The sequence below is a fragment of the Variovorax sp. RA8 genome (assembly GCF_901827175.1).
Taxonomy (GTDB): Bacteria; Pseudomonadota; Gammaproteobacteria; order Burkholderiales; family Burkholderiaceae_C; genus Variovorax.
Window position 1 is genome coordinate 5,325,309 of record NZ_LR594662.1, and the last position, 18,317, is coordinate 5,343,625.

Sequence of the window (18,317 nt, forward strand, 5' to 3'; positions counted from 1 at the left end):
CTTTGCAGGGTTTGCCCCAATCACCGGTCCGGTGAATCGGACAGCCGTTTCGCTCCGCATCCGGATCGTCGGCGCAGCGCTCGCCTCATCGCCCCCGGACCCCTCATGAAATCAACCACTTAACGCGCCTTCCTCGCCGCGCCCCGCGTGGCACATCGATTGCTCTGTACCAAGGCCGACCGCGTCGCTCGACACGGGTCATGGGCATGACACAGGAGACAAATCGATGAGCACCATGGGTGACACTGACCCCACGGAAACTGGCGAATGGATCGACGCGCTCGGCGCTGTTCAACAGCATCGCGGCAGCGAGCGCGCGAATTTCATCCTGAATCGCCTCGTCGACGAGGGCCGCCGCGACGGCGTATACGTGCCCCGCTCGCTGAACACCGCCTACAAGAACACCATCCCTCCCGAGAAGGAGGAAAAGTCGCCCGGCAACCGCGAGATCGAACACCGCCTGCGCTCGATCATTCGCTGGAACGCGATGGCGATCATCCTGCGCGCCAACAAGGATTCGTCCGAGCTCGGCGGCCACATCGCGAGCTTCCAGTCGGCGGCCACGCTCTATGACATCGGCTTCGGCCACTTCTGGCATGCCGCCACCGACACGCACGGCGGCGACCTGCTCTTCATCCAGGGCCACAGCTCGCCCGGCATCTATGCGCGCGCATTCCTCGAAGGCCGCCTGAGCGAGCAGCAGTTGCTCAACTACCGCCAGGAGGCCGAGGGCATCGGCATCCCGTCGTACCCGCACCCCTGGCTCATGCCCGACTTCTGGCAGTTCCCCACCGTCTCGATGGGCCTGGGCCCGCTGATGGCGATCTACCAGGCGCGCTTCCTCAAGTACCTGCAGGGGCGCGGCCTCGCCGACACGGCGCCGCGCAAGGTCTGGGCCTTCATGGGCGACGGCGAGATGGACGAGCCCGAATCGCTCGGCGCCATCTCGCTCGCGGGCCGCGAGAGCCTGGACAACCTGGTGTTCGTCATCAACTGCAACCTGCAGCGCCTCGACGGGCCGGTGCGCGGCAACGGCAAGATCGTGCAGGAGCTCGAGAGCGTGTTCCGCGGCGCCGGCTGGAACGTCATCAAGGTCCTCTGGGGCAGCGGCTGGGACGCGCTGCTCGCCAAGGACAGGAGCGGCAAGCTGCTGCAGCGCATGGAAGAGTGCGTCGACGGCGAATACCAGGACTTCAAGAGCAAGAGCGGCGCCTATGTGCGCGAGCACTTCTTCGGCAAGTACGACGAGACCCGCGCGCTGGTTGCCGACATGAGCGACGACGAGATCTGGGGTCTGACGCGCGGCGGCCACGACCCTGAAAAGGTCTTCGCCGCCTACGCTGCGGCCGTCAAGCACAAGGGCCAGCCCACGCTGATCCTGCCCAAGACGGTGAAGGGCTACGGCATGGGCGAATCGGGCGAGGGCCAGATGATCGCGCACCAGGCCAAGAAGATGACGCAGGACGCGCTGCGCGGTTTCCGCGATCGCTTCCAGATCCCGGTGTCCGACGAGGAGCTGCCCGACGTGCCGTTCATCCGGCTCGCCGAAGACAGCCCCGAGATGAAGTACCTGCGCGAGCGCCGCGCCGCCCTCGGCGGCTACCTGCCGCAGCGCCGCCGCAAGTCGACCGCGCTCGAGATTCCGCCGCTGGCCACCTTCGAGCGCCTGCTCAAGGACACCGGCGAGCGCGAGATCTCCACCACCATGGCCTTCGTGCAGATGCTCGGCACGCTGGTGCGCGACAAGGCCATCGGCAAGCACGTGGTGCCCATCGTGCCCGACGAGTCGCGCACCTTCGGCATGGAGGGCATGTTCCGCCAGCTCGGCATCTGGTCCTCGCTCGGCCAGCTCTACAAGCCGCAGGATGCCGACCAGCTCATGTACTACCGCGAGTCGAAGGACGGGCAGGTGCTGCAGGAAGGCATCAACGAGGGCGGCGCGATGTCCAGCTGGATCGTCGCGGCGACCTCGTACAGCACGAACAACGTGCCGATGATCCCGTTCTACATCTACTACTCGATGTTCGGCCTGCAGCGCGTGGGCGATCTGGCCTGGCTGGCCGGCGACATGCGTGCGCGCGGCTTCCTGCTGGGCGGCACCGCGGGACGCACCACGCTCAACGGCGAGGGCCTGCAGCACGAGGACGGCCACAGCCACATCCTGGCCGGGACCATCCCCAACTGCGTCTCGTACGACCCCACCTTCGCCTACGAGGTGGTAGCGATCGTGCGCGACGGCATGCGCCGCATGTACGCCGAGCAGGAGGACGTCTACTACTACATCACCCTGATGAACGAGAACTACCCCCACCCCGCCATGCCCGAGGGCAGCGAGGCGGGCATTCTCAAGGGCCTCTACCAGCTCAGCGACGGCGGCAAGACACCAAAGAAGGGCCAGCGCGTGCAGCTCATGGGCAGCGGCACCATCCTGCGCGAGGTGATGTACGCGGCCGAGTTGCTCAAGAAGGACTTCGGCATCGCAGCCGACGTGTGGAGCGCGACCAGCTACAACGAGCTGCGCCGCGACGGCATGGCCGCCGAGCGCTGGAGCCGGCTGCACCCCACCGAGCCCGCGCACAAGAGCCATGTCGAGCAATGCCTCCAAGGGCACGACGGCCCCGTGATCGCGGCTACCGACTACATGCGCAACTACGCCGACCAGGTGCGCGAGTACGTGCAGGCCGCAGGCCGGCGCTACACGGTGCTGGGCACCGACGGCTTCGGCCGCAGCGACTACCGCCGCAAGCTGCGCCGCTTCTTCGAGGTCGACCGCTGGCACGTCGTGGTGGCCGCGCTCAAGGCGCTGGCCGACGACGGCGTGCTCAAGCCGGCCATCGTTGCCGAGGCGATCGCGAAGTACGGGCTCGATGCCGAGCGCGCCGCCCCCTGGACCGTCTGAGGCACGACAGAACATGAGCAACGCAATCGACATCAAGGTTCCCGACATCGGCGACTTCAGCGATGTGCCCGTCATCGAGATCTTTGTGAAGGTCGGCGACACGGTGAAGGCCGAGGACCCGATCGTCTCGCTCGAATCCGACAAGGCCACGATGGACGTGCCCGCGCCGCTGGCGGGCGTCGTGACCGCCATCGGCGTCAAGATCGGCGACAAGGTCAGCGAGGGCTCGGTGATCCTGTCGCTCGCGACCGGCGATGCCACGGCCGCGACGCCGGCCGCTGCGCCGGCCGCGCCCGCCGCAGCCGCACCCGCACCGGCGCAGGCCGCCGCAGCCGCCGGTGGCGCCATCGACGAAGCCGCCTTCGCACTCGCCTACGCCGGCCCCGCCGTGCGCAAGCTCGCACGCGAGCTCGGTGTCGATCTCGGCAAGGTCGAGGGCACCGGCGACCACGGCCGCATCGTGCGCGCCGACGTCGAGGCCTTTGCGAAGGGCGGCGGTGCAACCGCTGCGCCGGCCGCCGGCAAGACCGCCGCAGCATCCGCCGCCGGTGGCGTGGGCGGCATCGACCTCTTGCCCTGGCCCAAGGTGGACTTCGCCAAGTTCGGGCCGACCGAGCGCCGGGAGCTGCCCCGCATCAAGAAGATCAGCGCAGCCAACCTGCACCGCAACTGGGTCGTCATTCCGCACGTGACGACGCACGACGAGGCCGACATCACAGAGCTCGAGCCCTTCCGCGTGCAGATGAACAAGGAGCTGGAGAAGTCGGGCGTGAAGATCAGCATGCTGCCCTTCATGATGAAGGCAGCCGTCGCCACGCTGAAGAAGTTTCCCGAGTTCAACGCCAGCCTCGACGGCGACGCGCTGGTGCTCAAGAACTACTGGCACATCGGCTTCGCAGCCGACACGCCCAACGGCCTCATGGTGCCGGTGATCCGCGACGTCGACAGGAAGACCGTGCCCGAGATCGCCAAGGAGATGGGCGAGCTCGCCAAGCTCGCGCGCGACGGCAAGCTCAAGCCCGACCAGATGTCGGGCGGCACCTTCACCATCAGCTCGCTCGGCGGCATCGGCGGCATCTACTTCACGCCGATCATCAACGCCCCCGAGGTCGCCATCATGGGCGTGTGCAAGAGCTACTGGAAGCAGCATTCCAGCGACGGCAAGAGCTACGCCTCGCGCCTCACGCTGCCGCTGTCCCTGTCGTGGGACCACCGCGTGATCGACGGCGCCGCCGCCGCGCGCTTCAACGTCCATTTCGCCAACGTGCTCGCCGACCTGCGGCGCGTGCTGTTCTGAAGGAAGCTTCCCAATGGCACAAACCTCGCATTCGGTGGAAGTCAAGGTCCCCGACATCGGCGACTTCAAGGATGTCGCGATCATCGAGCTGCTGGTCAAGCCCGGCGAGGTCATCGCGGTCGATACCGGCCTGGTCATGGTGGAGTCCGACAAGGCCTCGATGGAGATTCCGTCGAGCCATGCGGGCACTGTGAAGGAGCTGAAGGTCGCGCTGGGCGACAAGGTGAGCGAAGGCTCGGTCATCCTGGTGGTCGAAACATCGGCAGCCGGTCCCGCCGTGGCGCCGACCCCTGCGCCCGCACCGGCAGCTGCCGCAGCATCGGTCGCCGCCGCTCCCGCACCCACGGCCGGCAGCTACGCCGGCAAGGCCGACATCGAGTGCGAAGTGCTCGTGCTCGGCGCCGGGCCCGGCGGCTATTCGGCCGCGTTCCGCAGCGCCGACCTCGGCATGAAGACGGTGCTGGTGGAGCGCTACGCCACGCTCGGCGGCGTGTGCCTCAACGTCGGCTGCATCCCCTCGAAGGCGCTGCTGCACACGGCCGGCGTGATGGACGAGGTAAAGCTGCTCGGAAAGCACGGCATCAAGTACGCCGCGCCCGAGGTCGACATCGATGCGCTGCGCAGCTTCAAGGACGGTGTCGTCAAGAAGCTCACCGGCGGCCTGGCAGGCATGGCGAAGGCGCGCAAGGTCGAGGTCATCACCGGTGTCGGCGCCTTCCTCGATCCGCACCACGTCGAGGTGGTTGGCCAGGGCGGCGCGAAGAAAGTGGTGAAGTTCGCCAAGGCCATCATCGCCGCGGGCTCGCAGTCCGTGAAACTGCCCTTCATGCCCGAGGACGAGCGCATCGTCGATTCCACCGGCGCGCTGCTGCTCAAGGGCATTCCGAAGCGCATGCTGGTGGTCGGCGGCGGCATCATCGGGCTGGAGATGGCGACCGTCTACTCGACGCTCGGCACGCGCATCGACGTGGTCGAGATGCTCGACGGCCTCATGCAGGGCGCCGACCGCGACCTCGTCAAGGTGTGGGAGAAGTTCAACACGCCGCGCTTCGACAACGTCATGCTCCAGACCAAGACGGTCGGCGGCAAGGCCACCAAGGCCGGCATCGAAGTCAGCTTCGAAGGCGAGAAGGCACCGAAGGAGCCGCAGGTCTACGACCTGGTGCTCGTGGCCGTGGGCCGCAGCCCCAACGGCAAGAAGATCGCCGCCGACAAGGCCGGCGTGGCCGTCACCGAGCGCGGCTTCATCGATGTCGACAAGCAGATGCGCACCAACGTTCCGCACATCTTCGCCATCGGCGACGTCGTCGGCCAGCCCATGCTCGCCCACAAGGCGGTGCACGAGGCGCACGTGGCGGCCGAGGCGGCGCACGGCGAGGCGGCGTTCTTCGACGCGCGGCAGATTCCCTCGGTGGCCTACACCGATCCCGAGGTTGCCTGGGCCGGCAAGACCGAGGAGCAGTGCAAGGCCGAGGGCCTGAAGATCGGCAAGGCCGTGTTCCCCTGGGCCGCATCGGGCCGTGCCATCGCCAACGGGCGCGACGAGGGCTTCACCAAGCTGATCTTCGACGAGGCCACCCACCGCATTGTCGGCGGCGGCATCGTCGGAACGCATGCGGGCGACCTGATCGGCGAGCTGTGCCTGGCCATCGAGATGGGCTGCGAGCCCGACGACATCGGCAAGACCATCCACCCGCACCCCACGCTCGGTGAATCCATCGGCATGGCGGCCGAGCTCTTCGAGGGCGTCTGCACCGACCTGCCTCCGGTGAAGAAGAAGTAGGCCGCCCGCATGCCGCTAGAACTCGCTTTCGAGGCGCTGGGGTCCGGTCCTCCGGTCGTGATCCTGCATGGTCTGTTCGGTGCCGGACGCAACTGGGTCCATATCGCGCAATCGCTGGCTGCGGACTACCGGGTCTACCTGCCCGACGCGCGCAACCACGGCGCCTCGCCCTGGGCCGAGTCCATGTCGTACGCCGAGATGGCGCACGACGTCCTCGCGCTCATCGAACAGGAGGGGCTGCAGCGGCCCTTCGTCGTCGGCCACAGCATGGGCGGCAAGACGGCGATGACGCTGGCACTCTCGCACCCGCACGCCCTCGGCGGCGTGGCCGTGATCGACATCGCTCCCGAAAGCTACACCGGGCAGTTCTCCTCGTACATGTCGGCCATGCGCAGCCTCGACGCGGCCGGCGCCGCCGGCCGCCGCGAGATCCGCCGGGTACTGGCCGAAAGCCTGAACGCCAATGCGCCGGTCGACTTCATGATGCAGAACCTGCGCAGGGAGCGCGACCGCTTCGACTGGCGGCTCAATCTGCTCGCGACCGGCCTGTGCATGCGTGATCTTTGCGACTTTCCCCCGACGCTGCGCGATGCACGCTACGAAGGACCCGCGCTCTTCATCGCGGGAGCGGAATCCGACTACCTTCAGCCTGCATCCCTGCCGGGCATCCGGGCGCTGTTTCCAGGCGCCGGGCTCGAGCGCATCGCCGATGCCGGCCACTGGGTGCACGCGGACCAGCCGGACGCCCTGCTGCGCGGATTGAACGACTGGCTGCGCGACGCCTGCGCGCTCGCCCAGAACTGATCTTCAGCCACGCCCCTACAGACGAACGGAGACCGCCCCATGTCCGACAAGCTGCGCGAAGCCGCCCTCGACTACCACCGCTATCCCACGCCCGGCAAGATCTCGGTGAACCCGACCAAGCCGATGGCCACGCAGCGAGATCTGGCGCTCGCCTATTCGCCGGGCGTGGCCGACGCCTGCATGGAGATCGCCCGCGACCCGGCGCAGGCCATGCATCTCACCTCGCGCGCCAACCTGGTGGCGGTCATCACCAACGGGACGGCGGTGCTGGGCCTGGGCAATATCGGCGCGCTGGCCGGCAAGCCGGTGATGGAAGGCAAGGCCTGCCTGTTCAAGAAGTTCGCCGGCATCGACGTCTTCGACATAGAACTCGACGAGACCGACCCCGACGCGCTCATCGACACCATCGCGCGCATGGAGCCCACCTTCGGCGGCATCAACCTCGAGGACATCAAGGCGCCCGAGTGCTTCTACATCGAGAAGAAGCTGCGCGAGCGCATGAAGATCCCGGTCTTTCACGACGACCAGCACGGCACCGCCATCGTCGCCGCGGCCGCCATCCTCAACGCGCTGCGGCACGTGAAGAAGGACATCCGCGAGGTGAAGCTGGTGGCCTCGGGCGCCGGCGCGGCGGCACTGGCCTGCCTCGACCTGATCGTGAGCCTCGGCGTGCCGATGCACAACATCTACGTGTCCGACAGCGCGGGCGTGGTCTACACCGGCCGCAAGGAGCAGATGGACCCGAACAAGGCCCGCTATGCGCAGGACACCTCGGCGCGCAAGCTGGCCGACGTCATCGGCGGTGCCGACATCTTCCTCGGACTTTCGGCCGGCGGGGTGCTCAAGCCCGAGATGGTCAAGGAGATGGCGCGCGATCCGATCATCCTCGCGATGGCCAATCCGACGCCGGAGATCCTGCCGGAAGACGCGCTGGCCGCGCGCCCCGACGCCATCCTCGGCACCGGGCGCTCGGACTATCCGAACCAGGTCAACAACGTCCTGTGCTTTCCGTTCATCTTCCGCGGCGCGCTCGACGTGGGCGCGACCACCATCAACGAAGAGATGAAGCTCGCCGCGGTGCGCGCCATCGCCGAGCTCGCGCATGCCGAGATTCCCGAAGTGGTGGCCCAGGCCTATGGCGCGGCCGGCCTGCGGTTCGGCCGCGATTACCTCATCCCGAAGCCCTTCGATCCGCGGCTGATCGAGGCGGTCGCGCCGGCTGTGGCGCAGGCCGCGGTCGACAGCGGCGTGGCGACGCGGCCGATCGCCGACATGAAGGCCTACCGGCAGCGCCTGTCGCAGTTCGTCTACCAGTCGGGCAGCAGCATGCAGCCGCTGTTCGCAGCCGCCAAGCAGTCGCCCAAGCGCGTGGTCTACGCCGAGGGCGAGGACGAACGCGTGCTGCGCGCCGCGCAGGTGGTGGTGGACGAAGGCCTGGCGCGGCCGCTGCTGCTGGGCCGCCCCGAGGTGATCGCCGAGCGCATCGCGCAGTACGGGCTGCGCCTGGCGCCGGGCAGCGATTGCGAGGCAGTCGACCTGCTCGACCCCGCCGTGCACGGCGATGCCGCCGAGGCCTACTACCAGCTCAAGCGCCGCGACGGGGTCTCGCGCCTGGTGGCGCAGACCGAGATGCGCAGCCGCGGCACGCTGCTCGCCGCGATGCTGGTGCGCCAGGGCCGGGCCGACGCCATGCTGTGCGGCACGCTGGGCGGCTACGGCGATCACCTGCGCCACGTGCGAGACGTGATCGGCCTGCGCCCCGGCACCAGGACCATGGCCGCCATGCAGATGCTGATGCTGCCGGGCCGCCAGCTCTTCATCTGCGACACGCACGTCAACCGCGACCCGGATGCGGCGCAGATCGCCGAGATCGCATTGCTCGCGGCGGAGGAGGTGCGCCGCTTCGGCGTGACGCCGAGCGTGGCGCTGCTGTCGCACTCGAACTTCGGCGGCTCCGACGCGGCCTCCGCCGTGAAGATGCGCGAGGCGCTCGCGCTCATCAAGGCGAGCGATCCGCAGCTCGCGGTCGAGGGCGAAATGCGCGGCGACGCGGCGCTTTCCAAGTCGATCCTCGACCACGAGTTCCCGGACTCGGCCCTGGACACCGAAGCCAACGTGCTCATCATGCCCAACGTCGATGCGGCCAACATCTCCTACAACCTGCTGCGCATGGCAGCCGGCAGCGGCATCACGGTGGGCGGCATCCTGCTGGGCGCGGCGCGCTCGGTGCACATCCTCACGCCGTCGTCCACCGTTCGCCGCATCGTCAACATGACGGCGCTGGCGGTGGTCGATGCCGACTCGCACCGCGGCGCGGCCTGACGACACGGCCATGAACTGAATTTTCTAGGAGACCTTCGTGGACCACCAACCCGTATCCAAGCCCTTCTACAAGTCCCTGTACTTCCAGGTCATCACAGCCATCGTCATCGGCGTTCTGCTGGGCCATTTCTATCCACAGACCGGTGCGGCCATGAAGCCGCTGGGCGACGGCTTCATCAAGCTGATCAAGATGATCATCGCGCCGATCATCTTCTGCACGGTGGTGGTCGGCATCGCCGGGATGGAAGACATGAAGAAGGTCGGCAAGACCGGCGGCCTGGCGCTGCTGTACTTCGAGATCGTCAGCACCATCGCGCTGGTCGTCGGGCTGGTCATCATCAACGTCGTGCGGCCTGGGGCGGGCATGAACATCGATGTGAGCCAACTCGACACCAAGGCGATCGCCGCCTATACGGCGCCGGGACAGATGCAGGGCACGGTCGACTTCCTGCTGCATGTGATACCGAGCACGGTGGTCGATGCCTTCGCCAAGGGCGAAATCCTGCAGGTGCTGCTGTTCGCCGTGATGTTCGGCTTCGCGCTGCACAAGTTCGGCGGCCGCGGCACGCTGGTGTTCGACTTCATCGAGAAGTTCTCGCACGTCCTTTTCGTCATCGTCGGCTACATCATGAAGGTGGCGCCGATCGGCGCCTTCGGCGCGATGGCGTTCACGATCGGCAAGTACGGCGTCGGCTCGCTGCTGCAGCTCGGCCAACTGATGGCGACCTTCTACGCCACCTGCCTGCTCTTCATCTTCGTCATCCTCGGCGGCATCGCGCGGGCGCACGGCTTCAGCATCTGGAAGTTCATCAAGTACATCAAGGAAGAGCTCCTGATCGTGCTGGGCACTTCCTCGAGCGAATCCGTGCTGCCGCGCATGATGGCCAAGCTTGAGAACCTGGGTGCCAAGAAGTCGGTGGTCGGCCTGGTCATCCCGACCGGCTACTCGTTCAACCTCGACGGCACCTCGATCTACCTGACGATGGCGGCCGTGTTCATCGCGCAGGCCACCAACACCGACATGACGCTGACGCAGCAGATCACCCTGCTGCTGGTGCTGCTCCTGACGTCCAAGGGCGCCGCCGGCGTGACCGGCAGCGGCTTCATCGTGCTGGCAGCCACCCTGTCGGCCGTGGGGCACGTGCCGGTGGCAGGCCTGGCGCTGATCCTGGGCATCGACCGCTTCATGTCGGAGGCGCGCGCGCTGACCAACCTGATCGGCAATGGCGTCGCCACGGTCGTGGTCGCCAAGTGGACCAATGACCTGGACGCCGCCCGCATGAAGCGCATCCTGGACAACGAGACGCCGGCCGAGGCCGACGCTCCCGAGGCGGTGCTGGACCAGGTCGAGACCCACATGCCCGTGGCCCAGCCGCGCTGAGTCGATCGCATGCCCGGACGGAGCCCCGCACCATGAGCAACCCTGTGCACAGGCACCGAGTCGTCATCGTGGGCGGCGGCGCCGGCGGCCTGGAGCTGGCCACGCGTCTCGGCGATTCACTGGGCAAGCGCGGCATGGCGGACATCACGCTGGTCGACATGCACCGCACCCACGTGTGGAAGCCCAAGCTGCACGAGATCGCCTCGGGCAGCATGGACATGAGCGCGCACGAGGTCGACTACCTGGCGCAGGCGCACTGGCACCGCTTCCGCTTCCGGCTCGGCGAGCTCACGGGCATCGACCGCGAGCGGCGCGAGGTGCACGTGGCGCCCTACATGGATGACGAAGGCCGGCTGGTCACGCCGGCGCGTGCCTTCGGCTACGACACGCTGGTGGTCGCCATCGGCAGCCTCAGCAACGACTTCGGCACGCCCGGCGTGCGCGAGCACGCGCTGCGGCTCGAGTCGAAGGCGGACGCCCAGCGCTTTCACCAGCGCATGGTCAATGCCTGCATCCGCGCGCATGCGCAGACCGTGCCGCTGCGGCCCGAGCAGCTGCACGTGGCGATCATCGGCGCGGGCGCCACCGGCGTGGAGCTGGCCGCCGAGCTGCATCGCACCACGCGCGAGGTCGTCGCCTACGGACTGGACCGCGTGGACGCCGAGAAGGACATCCAGGTCAGCGTGATCGAGGCCGCCGACCGCGTGCTGCCTGCGCTGCCGCCGCGCATGTCGGCCGCCACCGAGGCGCTCCTGCGCAAGCTGGGTGTGGACGTGCACACCTCGGCCAAGGTGGCAGAGGTGCTGCCCGAGGGCGTGCGCCTGGCCGACGGCCGCACGCTGCCGGCCGAGCTGGTGGTGTGGGCCGCGGGCGTGAAGGCGGCCGACTTCATGAAGGACATCTCGGGACTCGAAACCAACCGCAGCAACCAGCTGGCGGTGCTGCCGACGCTGCAGACCACGCGCGATCCCGACATCTTCGCCATCGGCGACTGTGCGGCCTGCGAGTGGCCCGAGGCCAACGGCGGCAAGGGCGGCCTGGTGCCGCCGCGCGCGCAGGCAGCGCACCAGCAGGCCTCGCACGTCGCGGCGCAGATCCGCCGGCGCCTGGGCGGAAAGGCGCTGAAGCCCTACCGCTACCGCGACTTCGGCTCGCTCGTGTCGCTCGGCGAGTTCAGCACCGTGGGCAACATGATGGGCGGCCTGATCGGCGGCAGCCTGATGATCGAAGGGCTGTTCGCGCGGCTCATGTACATGTCGCTCTACAAGATGCACGAGCTGGCGCTGCACGGTGTCGTCAAGGTCTCGCTCGACACGCTCGCCCGCCTGATCACGCGGCGCACCGAACCCCACGTCAAGCTGCACTGAGAAGTCACGCCATGACGCGACCTTCACCCGATTTCGCGGGCTCGTGGCTGCAAGCCTGGCAGCAGAGGCTGTCGCAAGGTCATCTGCACAAGCGCCCGCTGGTCATCTCTGGCCCTACGTGGTCAACGGCTACCTCCAAGAAGCAAGGCCTGGGCCGCTGCCATTTCCTTCACGTCAACCCCCAAGGAGATTCTCATGTCAGACGATATCGTGATCGTTGCCGCGCAACGCACGGCGGTCGGCAAGTTCGGCGGCTCGCTCGCCGGCACGTCCGCCCCCGAGCTGGGCGCGCACGTGGTGAAGGGCCTGCTCGCCAAGGCCGGCGTGCCGGGCGAAGCGGTGTCCGAGGTGATCATGGGCCAGGTACTGGCGGCCGGCTCGGGCCAGAACCCGGCGCGGCAGACGGTCGTCAAGGCGGGGCTGCCGATCGGCGTGCCGGGCCTCACCATCAACAAGGTCTGCGGTTCGGGCCTGAAGGCCGTGATGCTGGCGGCGCAGGCCGTGAAGTGCGGCGACGCCGAGATCGTGGTGGCCGGCGGCCAGGAGAACATGAGCGCCGCGCCGCACGTGCTGCCCAACTCGCGCAACGGCCAGCGAATGGGCGACTGGAAACTGGTCGACACCATGATCGTCGACGGCCTGTGGGACGTCTACAACCGGTACCACATGGGCACCACGGCCGAGAACGTGGCGAAGAAGTACGGCATCACCCGCGAGATGCAGGACGCGCTGGCGCTGGCCTCGCAGCAGAAGGCTGCCGCCGCGCAGGACGCGGGGCGCTTCGACGACGAGATCCTGCCCTTCAGCATTGCGCAGAAGAAAGGCGACCCGATCGTCTTCGCCGCCGACGAGTTCGTGAACCGCAAGACCAATGCCGATGCGCTCGCTGGCCTGCGCCCCGCCTTCGACAAGAGCGGCTCGGTCACGGCCGGCAATGCCTCGGGCCTGAACGACGGCGCGGCCGCGGTGCTGGTGATGTCGGCATCGCGCGCCGCCGCGCTCGGCCTGCAGCCGCTGGCCGTCATCCGCGCCTATGCGAGCGCGGGGCTGGACCCGTCGCTCATGGGCATGGGACCGGTGCCCGCTTCGCAGCTGGCGCTGAAGAAGGCCGGCTGGAAGGCGCAGGACCTCGACCTGATGGAGATCAACGAGGCCTTCGCCGCACAGGCCTGCGCGGTCAACCGCGAGATGGACTGGGACACCAGCCGCATCAACGTCAACGGCGGCGCCATCGCCATCGGCCACCCGATCGGCGCATCCGGCTGCCGCGTGCTGGTGACGCTGCTGCACGAGATGCGCCGCCGCGGCGCGAACAAGGGCCTGGCCTCGCTGTGCATCGGCGGCGGCATGGGCGTGGCGCTGGCGGTAGAGCGGGGTTGACGCCCACCCCCGAAGCGCCTTCGGCGCCTCCCCCTCAAGGGGGCGACACCAGCGGCCGGGCGAAGCCGGTTCCGCGCTGTCTCCCGACCTGATTGCGACAGTTTCGCGCGTTGCAGAGCGCGCACAGCGCAGTGGTTCAAGCGGAATCTTTTTATTTCATGTCAAGGAGAAAGCAGATGAGCGAGAAGCAGCAGAAAGTGGTCCTGGTCACCGGCGGCATGGGCGGCCTGGGCGAGACGATCTCCACCAAGATGGTCGATGCGGGCTACAAGCTCGCGGTGACCTATTCGCCGGGCAACAAGTCGCATGCCGACTGGGTGTCGCAGATGGCGCAGCGCGGCTACGAGATCCTGGCCGTGCCCTGCGACGTGGCGGACTTCGATTCGTGCGTGAGCGCGGTGTCGCAGGTGCAGGAGCGGCTGGGCCCGGTCGACGTCCTGGTCAACAACGCCGGCATCACGCGCGACATGACCTTCAAGAAGATGGATCGCGTCAACTGGGACGCCGTGCTGCGCACCAATCTCGACAGTCTGTTCAACATGAGCAAGCAGGTGGCCGACGGCATGGTGGACCGCGGCTGGGGCCGCATCATCAACGTGTCGTCGGTGAACGGCTCGAAGGGCGCCTTCGGCCAGACCAACTACTCGGCGGCCAAGGCCGGCGTGCATGGCTTCACCAAGGCGCTGGCGCTGGAGGTGGCGAAGAAGGGAGTCACCGTGAACACCATCTCGCCGGGCTACATCGGCACCAAGATGGTCACGGCCATCCCGAAGGAGGTGCTGGACAGCAAGATCCTGCCGCACATTCCCGTGGGCCGCCTCGGCAAGCCCGAGGAAGTGGCGGGCCTGATCATCTACCTCGCCTCGGAAGAGGCGGCGTTCGTGACTGGCGCCAACATCGCCATCAATGGCGGCCAGCATATGCAATGAGCCGACGACCATCGACAAGGACGGCGCGATGGAGCAGGCGGTGCTGGCCAGCCAGCGCGCGCTGCAGCAGCTGGTCGACTGGGCGTGAGCCTGCGCGAGACGCAGCTCAAGAAGGCGCTCACGAGACCTGGCTGGCGCTGGGCGTGGGCATCCCGCTGGTCGCCATGGGTTGGCGGCTGGCTGAACTGACTGACACGCGCCACCGGGCAGCCACCGATGCGGCCCACACGGCCTTGTGCAATAACGCCTTCATGATTCCATGGGAGCCGGCCCGGCGCTTCGATGTGCCTTCTGAGACCGCAAGACGCTGGCGCGGGCTACCGCGGTGGTGCGGCGCGCTGGCACTGGTGGCGCTGGCCGCCGTTGCCGGCCATCAGCTCGCCATGCAGAACGGCCTGGCGCGGCTGCGCGAAGCGGCCGAGCATCGGCTCGACATGCTTGCGACCGGGCTCGATGCCGACCTGGCCCGTTTCGAGTACCTGCCCGCGCTGCTGGAGATGACGCCCATCGTCCCGGCGCTGCTCGGCGCGCCGTCGGATGTGGGCCTGCGCGATGCGGTCAACCGCTATCTCGACGGCGTCAATGCCACCGCGGGCGCCGAGATGCTCTACGTGCTGGACGCCGCCGGCACCTCGCTGGCCGCCTCCGACTGGAACCGGCCGGGCACCACTGTCGGCCAGGACCTGTCGTTCCGGCCCTACGTGATCGATGCGCTGCGGCAAGGCAAGGGCCGCTTCTACGGCGTCGGCATCACCAGCCGCAAGCCCGGCTACTACCTTTCCTACGCCCTGCGCCGCGACCAACCGGCGCGCGGCGTGGTGGCAGTGAAGGTCAATCTCGAGGAGGCCGAGCGCGCCTGGCGCCTGCTGCCGGGCCATGTGATGCTGATCGACCAGCGCGGCGTGGTGATCTTGGCCACCCGCCAGGACCTGAAGTTCCGTCCGCTGCGAGCGCTCGAGTCATTGCAGCGCGCCGAGGTGCAGCGCTCGCGACCCTATGGCGAGGCCGGACTGGAGCCGCTGCAGTGGGTGCAGAAGGAGGCGCTGGCACGCGACGTGCAGATCATCGCGCTCGACGGCGTGGACCAGCTCGCCTCAACGCGCGCGCTGCGCGGGGCGCCCTGGCAGCTGGTGGTCCTGGACGACCTGGCGCCGGTGCGCGTGGGCGCGCGCTACACGGCCATCACGGCGAGCCTGGGCATGGCAGTGGTGCTGCTGATCGCCGTGACGCTGTGGCAGAGGCGCCGCGCCGTGCGCCAGAAGCTGGCCAACCAGGCCGCGCTGCAGGCGGCGCACGACAGCCTCGAATCGACCGTGGTCGCGCGCACCGCGCAGCTGCGCGCGGCCCAGGGCGAGCTGGTGCATGCCGGCAAGATGGCCGCGCTCGGCCAGATGTCGGCCGGCGTGGTGCACGAGCTGAACCAGCCGCTGACGGCCATGCGCACGCTCTCGGAGAGCGCCGCCATCCTGCTCGACAAGAACCGCTTCGACGAGGTGCGCGGCAACCTGCGGCGTATCCGCGGCATGGTCGACCGCCTGGCACGCCTGACCTCGCAGCTCAAGACCTTCGCGCACAAGAGCGAGCTGCAGCTCGCTCCGGTGGCGCTGGCGCAGGCGGTGGCCGATGCGCAGCTCATCGTCGCCGTGGCGGCCAAGAAGAACGCCATCGCCATCGAGCTCGATGTGCAGCCCGCCACCCTCGCCGTGGTGGCCGAGGAGGCGGCGCTGGGCAGCGTGCTTGTGAACCTGATGCGCAACGCCATCGACGCCATGCAGGACTCGCCGCGGCGCACGCTGCGGCTCGAGGCGAGGCAGCAGGAGGGCCGGGTGACCCTGCGCGTGAGCGACACCGGGCCTGGCATTGCGCCGGACATCCTGGCGCGCCTGTTCGAGCCCTTCGTGACCAGCAAGCCGGCGGCCACCGGGCTGGGCCTGGGCCTCGTGATCTCGGCACAATTGGTGCGGGCCATGGACGGCGCGCTGCGTGCGGCCAACCTGCCGCAGGGCGGTGCCTGCTTCGTCGTCGACCTGCCGGTTGCCATCCACAAGGTTCCCAGTCACCGGTTGGAGGGAGTGATCAACAAGTGAGCGACGCTCCCGTCATCCGAGTGCTGCTGGTCGAAGACGACGAGGACGTCCGGCTCAGCACGACGCAGATGCTGACGCTGGCCGGCTTCGAGGTCGACGCCTTCGCGAGCGCGGAGCGCGCGCGTGCGCAGATCAGCTTCGGCGTGCCTGCCGTCGTGGTCAGCGACGTTCGCCTGCCGGGCCTGAGCGGCACCGATTGGCTGCTCGAGCTGCGCAATGCCGATGCCGAACTGCCCGTGATCCTGGTCACCGGCCACGGCCACATCGCCATGGCGGTGCAGGCCATGCGCGAGGGCGCCTACGACTTCATCGAGAAGCCTTTCAGCTCCGAGCGGCTGGTGGCCATCGTGCGTCACGCCATCGAACGCCGGCAGCTCACGCTGCAGGTGCGCGCGCTGCGCGACGCGCTGGAGAACTGGCACGGCATCCAGGCGGTGCTGATCGGCCGCTCGGCTCAGATGCAGCAGGTGCGCCGCACCGTGATGACGTTGGCCGAGACCTCGGCCGATGTGCTGATCTACGGAGAGACCGGGACCGGCAAGGAGCTGGTCGCCCGCTGCCTGCACGAGCACAGCGAGCGGCGCCGCCAGCATTTCGTGCCGCTCAACTGCGGCGGCCTCCCCGAGGCGCTGGCCGAGAGCGAGCTGTTCGGCCACGAGGCCGGCTCCTTCACCAGCGCCAACCGCGTGCGTGTGGGCAAGTTCGAGTACGCCCACGGCGGCACGCTTTTTCTCGACGAGATCGAGAGCATGCCGATGGCGGTGCAGGTCAAGCTGTTGCGTGCCCTGCAGGAGCGCTCGATCGAGCGCATCGGCTCCAACCGGGCCATCCCCTTCGACTGCCGCGTGGTGGCTGCGAGCAAGGAGGACCTCAAGGACCTGAGTGACCGGCAGAAGTTCAGGGCCGACCTGTATTACCGCCTCGGCGTTGCCTTCATCGAGATGCCGCCGCTGCGCGAACGCCGCGAGGACATCCCGCTCCTGTTCGAGCATTTCACGCTGCTGGGGGCCGCGCGCTACGGGCGCGTCGCGCCGATCCTGAGCGGCGCACAGGTCGCCGACCTGATGGCCTACGCCTGGCCCGGCAACGTGCGCGAGCTGCGCAACGTGGCCGACCGCTTCGTTCTCGGCCTGCTGGGCGAGCGCCTGACGCAGGCGCGCGGAACCCCCGAAGGGATGCCCGCGCTGCCGCGCAGCCTGCCGCAGCAGGTCGAGTCGTTCGAGCGGGCGGTGATCGTCGACGCGCTGCGCAAGCACCAGGGCGACCAGTCGGCCACGGCCAACGCCCTGGCGATCGCGCGGCAGACGCTGCACGACAAGCTGCGCAAGCTCGGCATCACCGCGGAAGAATTCAAGTCCTAGTGTGCTGTTGCGTCAATAGCTGCAGCTATGTGCGGGACAGCACACTAGCTCAGTTGGCCACCGGTCTCGCGCACGTCCTCGCGCACCACGAGCGCCGTGGCCACCGCGATGCGCAGCGCAGCGATCACCGTGTCGAGCGCCATGCTCGGCGCGCCGGGAAAACGCGCCGCCTGCTCCGGCAGATAGGGGATGTGAATGAATCCCCCACGCACGCCTGTTGCGACCGGCCGGGTCGCGATGCGATGCATGAGGCCGAAGAAGAGGTGGTTGCAGACGAAGGTGCCGGCGCTGTTCGACACCGCGGCCGGTATGCCGCCCGCGCGCAGGTCGCGCACCATCGCCTTGATCGGCAGCGTCGAGAAGTAGGCCGCCGGCGCGCCCGCCACCACTGGCACATCGATGGGCTGGCAGCCTGCGTTGTCGCAGATTCGGCCGTCGTCGACGTTGATCGCCACGCGCTCGGGCGTGATCTCGCTGCGCCCGCCGGCCTGGCCGATACCTATCACCAGTTGCGGCTGCAACTCGTCGATGGCCGCTCCGAGCTCCCGCAGCGCAGCGCCGAAGACGCAGGAGATGCGGCGGGCCTGCACCATGGCGCCTTCGCAGCGCCAGCCTTGGAGCGCGCGCACTGCTTCCCATGAGGGATTCAATGCGTCCTTGTCGAAGGGCTCGAAGCCCGTCAGCAGCACGTTCGGCACAGGCGGCCC

At 68.2% G+C, this 18,317-nt stretch carries 11 protein-coding genes and 1 pseudogene; 11 read left to right on the plus strand and 1 reads right to left on the minus strand.

The features are described from left to right. Nucleotides 1–226 precede the first annotated feature (226 nt). The 11 genes and pseudogenes from aceE (at nucleotide 227) to E5P3_RS25435 (ending at nucleotide 17,610) form a co-directional block, all read left to right on the plus strand. Complete coding sequence (gene aceE / locus E5P3_RS25385; protein WP_162588488.1) at nucleotides 227–2,899, plus strand: pyruvate dehydrogenase (acetyl-transferring), homodimeric type; 2,673 nt, start codon at nucleotides 227–229, stop codon at nucleotides 2,897–2,899. Beyond that, nucleotides 2,808–4,196: pseudogene (locus tag E5P3_RS25390) on the plus strand (dihydrolipoyllysine-residue acetyltransferase); the annotation flags it as partial. The gene aceE and the pseudogene E5P3_RS25390, both read left to right, overlap by 92 nt. Nucleotides 4,197–4,209: 13 nt before the next feature. Then, the gene (gene lpdA, locus E5P3_RS25395) at nucleotides 4,210–5,979 is read left to right on the plus strand and encodes a dihydrolipoyl dehydrogenase (RefSeq protein WP_162588490.1); all 1,770 of its coding nucleotides are present in this window, start codon (nucleotides 4,210–4,212) and stop codon (nucleotides 5,977–5,979) included. Nucleotides 5,980–5,988: 9 nt separating this feature from the next. Then, complete coding sequence (locus E5P3_RS25400; protein ID WP_162588491.1) at nucleotides 5,989–6,783, plus strand: alpha/beta fold hydrolase; 795 nt, start codon at nucleotides 5,989–5,991, stop codon at nucleotides 6,781–6,783. Nucleotides 6,784–6,822: 39 nt separating this feature from the next. Further along, a complete protein-coding gene (locus E5P3_RS25405; RefSeq protein WP_162588492.1) occupies nucleotides 6,823–9,105 on the plus strand; it encodes an NADP-dependent malic enzyme in 2,283 nt (760 codons plus the stop codon). Between the two features lie 37 nt (nucleotides 9,106–9,142). Further along, on the plus strand, nucleotides 9,143–10,486 hold the full coding sequence (locus E5P3_RS25410) for a dicarboxylate/amino acid:cation symporter (protein WP_162588493.1): 1,344 nt from the start codon (nucleotides 9,143–9,145) through the stop codon (nucleotides 10,484–10,486). A 32-nt stretch (nucleotides 10,487–10,518) separates the two neighbouring features. Then, a complete protein-coding gene (locus E5P3_RS25415; protein WP_162588494.1) occupies nucleotides 10,519–11,853 on the plus strand; it encodes an NAD(P)/FAD-dependent oxidoreductase in 1,335 nt (444 codons plus the stop codon). A gap of 195 nt (nucleotides 11,854–12,048) precedes the next feature. Then, a complete protein-coding gene (locus E5P3_RS25420; protein ID WP_162588495.1) occupies nucleotides 12,049–13,233 on the plus strand; it encodes an acetyl-CoA C-acetyltransferase in 1,185 nt (394 codons plus the stop codon). Between the two features lie 176 nt (nucleotides 13,234–13,409). Beyond that, complete coding sequence (phbB, locus tag E5P3_RS25425) at nucleotides 13,410–14,162, plus strand: acetoacetyl-CoA reductase (protein ID WP_162588496.1); 753 nt, start codon at nucleotides 13,410–13,412, stop codon at nucleotides 14,160–14,162. 251 nt (nucleotides 14,163–14,413) lie between these two features. Continuing rightward, on the plus strand, nucleotides 14,414–16,249 hold the full coding sequence (locus E5P3_RS25430; RefSeq protein ID WP_162589861.1) for a sensor histidine kinase: 1,836 nt from the start codon (nucleotides 14,414–14,416) through the stop codon (nucleotides 16,247–16,249). Beyond that, on the plus strand, nucleotides 16,246–17,610 hold the full coding sequence (locus E5P3_RS25435) for a sigma-54-dependent transcriptional regulator (RefSeq protein WP_162588497.1): 1,365 nt from the start codon (nucleotides 16,246–16,248) through the stop codon (nucleotides 17,608–17,610). Before E5P3_RS25430 ends, E5P3_RS25435 begins: the two co-directional genes overlap by 4 nt. Nucleotides 17,611–17,654: 44 nt before the next feature. Here the strand turns inward: E5P3_RS25435 and pcp are convergent, their stop codons facing one another. Beyond that, entirely contained in the window at nucleotides 17,655–18,308 is a 654-nt protein-coding gene (gene pcp / locus E5P3_RS25440) for a pyroglutamyl-peptidase I (RefSeq protein ID WP_162588498.1), read from the minus strand. Between the last annotated feature and the right edge of the window lie 9 nt (nucleotides 18,309–18,317).

Coding starts and splice junctions, on each gene's coding strand:
- aceE (WP_162588488.1), top strand. CDS start 227: ATGAGCACCATGGGTGACACTGACCCCACGGAAACTGGCGAATGGATC.
- lpdA (WP_162588490.1), top strand. CDS start 4,210: ATGGCACAAACCTCGCATTCGGTGGAAGTCAAGGTCCCCGACATCGGC.
- E5P3_RS25400 (WP_162588491.1), top strand. CDS start 5,989: ATGCCGCTAGAACTCGCTTTCGAGGCGCTGGGGTCCGGTCCTCCGGTC.
- E5P3_RS25405 (WP_162588492.1), top strand. CDS start 6,823: ATGTCCGACAAGCTGCGCGAAGCCGCCCTCGACTACCACCGCTATCCC.
- E5P3_RS25415 (WP_162588494.1), top strand. CDS start 10,519: ATGAGCAACCCTGTGCACAGGCACCGAGTCGTCATCGTGGGCGGCGGC.
- E5P3_RS25420 (WP_162588495.1), top strand. CDS start 12,049: ATGTCAGACGATATCGTGATCGTTGCCGCGCAACGCACGGCGGTCGGC.
- phbB (WP_162588496.1), top strand. CDS start 13,410: ATGAGCGAGAAGCAGCAGAAAGTGGTCCTGGTCACCGGCGGCATGGGC.
- E5P3_RS25430 (WP_162589861.1), top strand. CDS start 14,414: ATGATTCCATGGGAGCCGGCCCGGCGCTTCGATGTGCCTTCTGAGACC.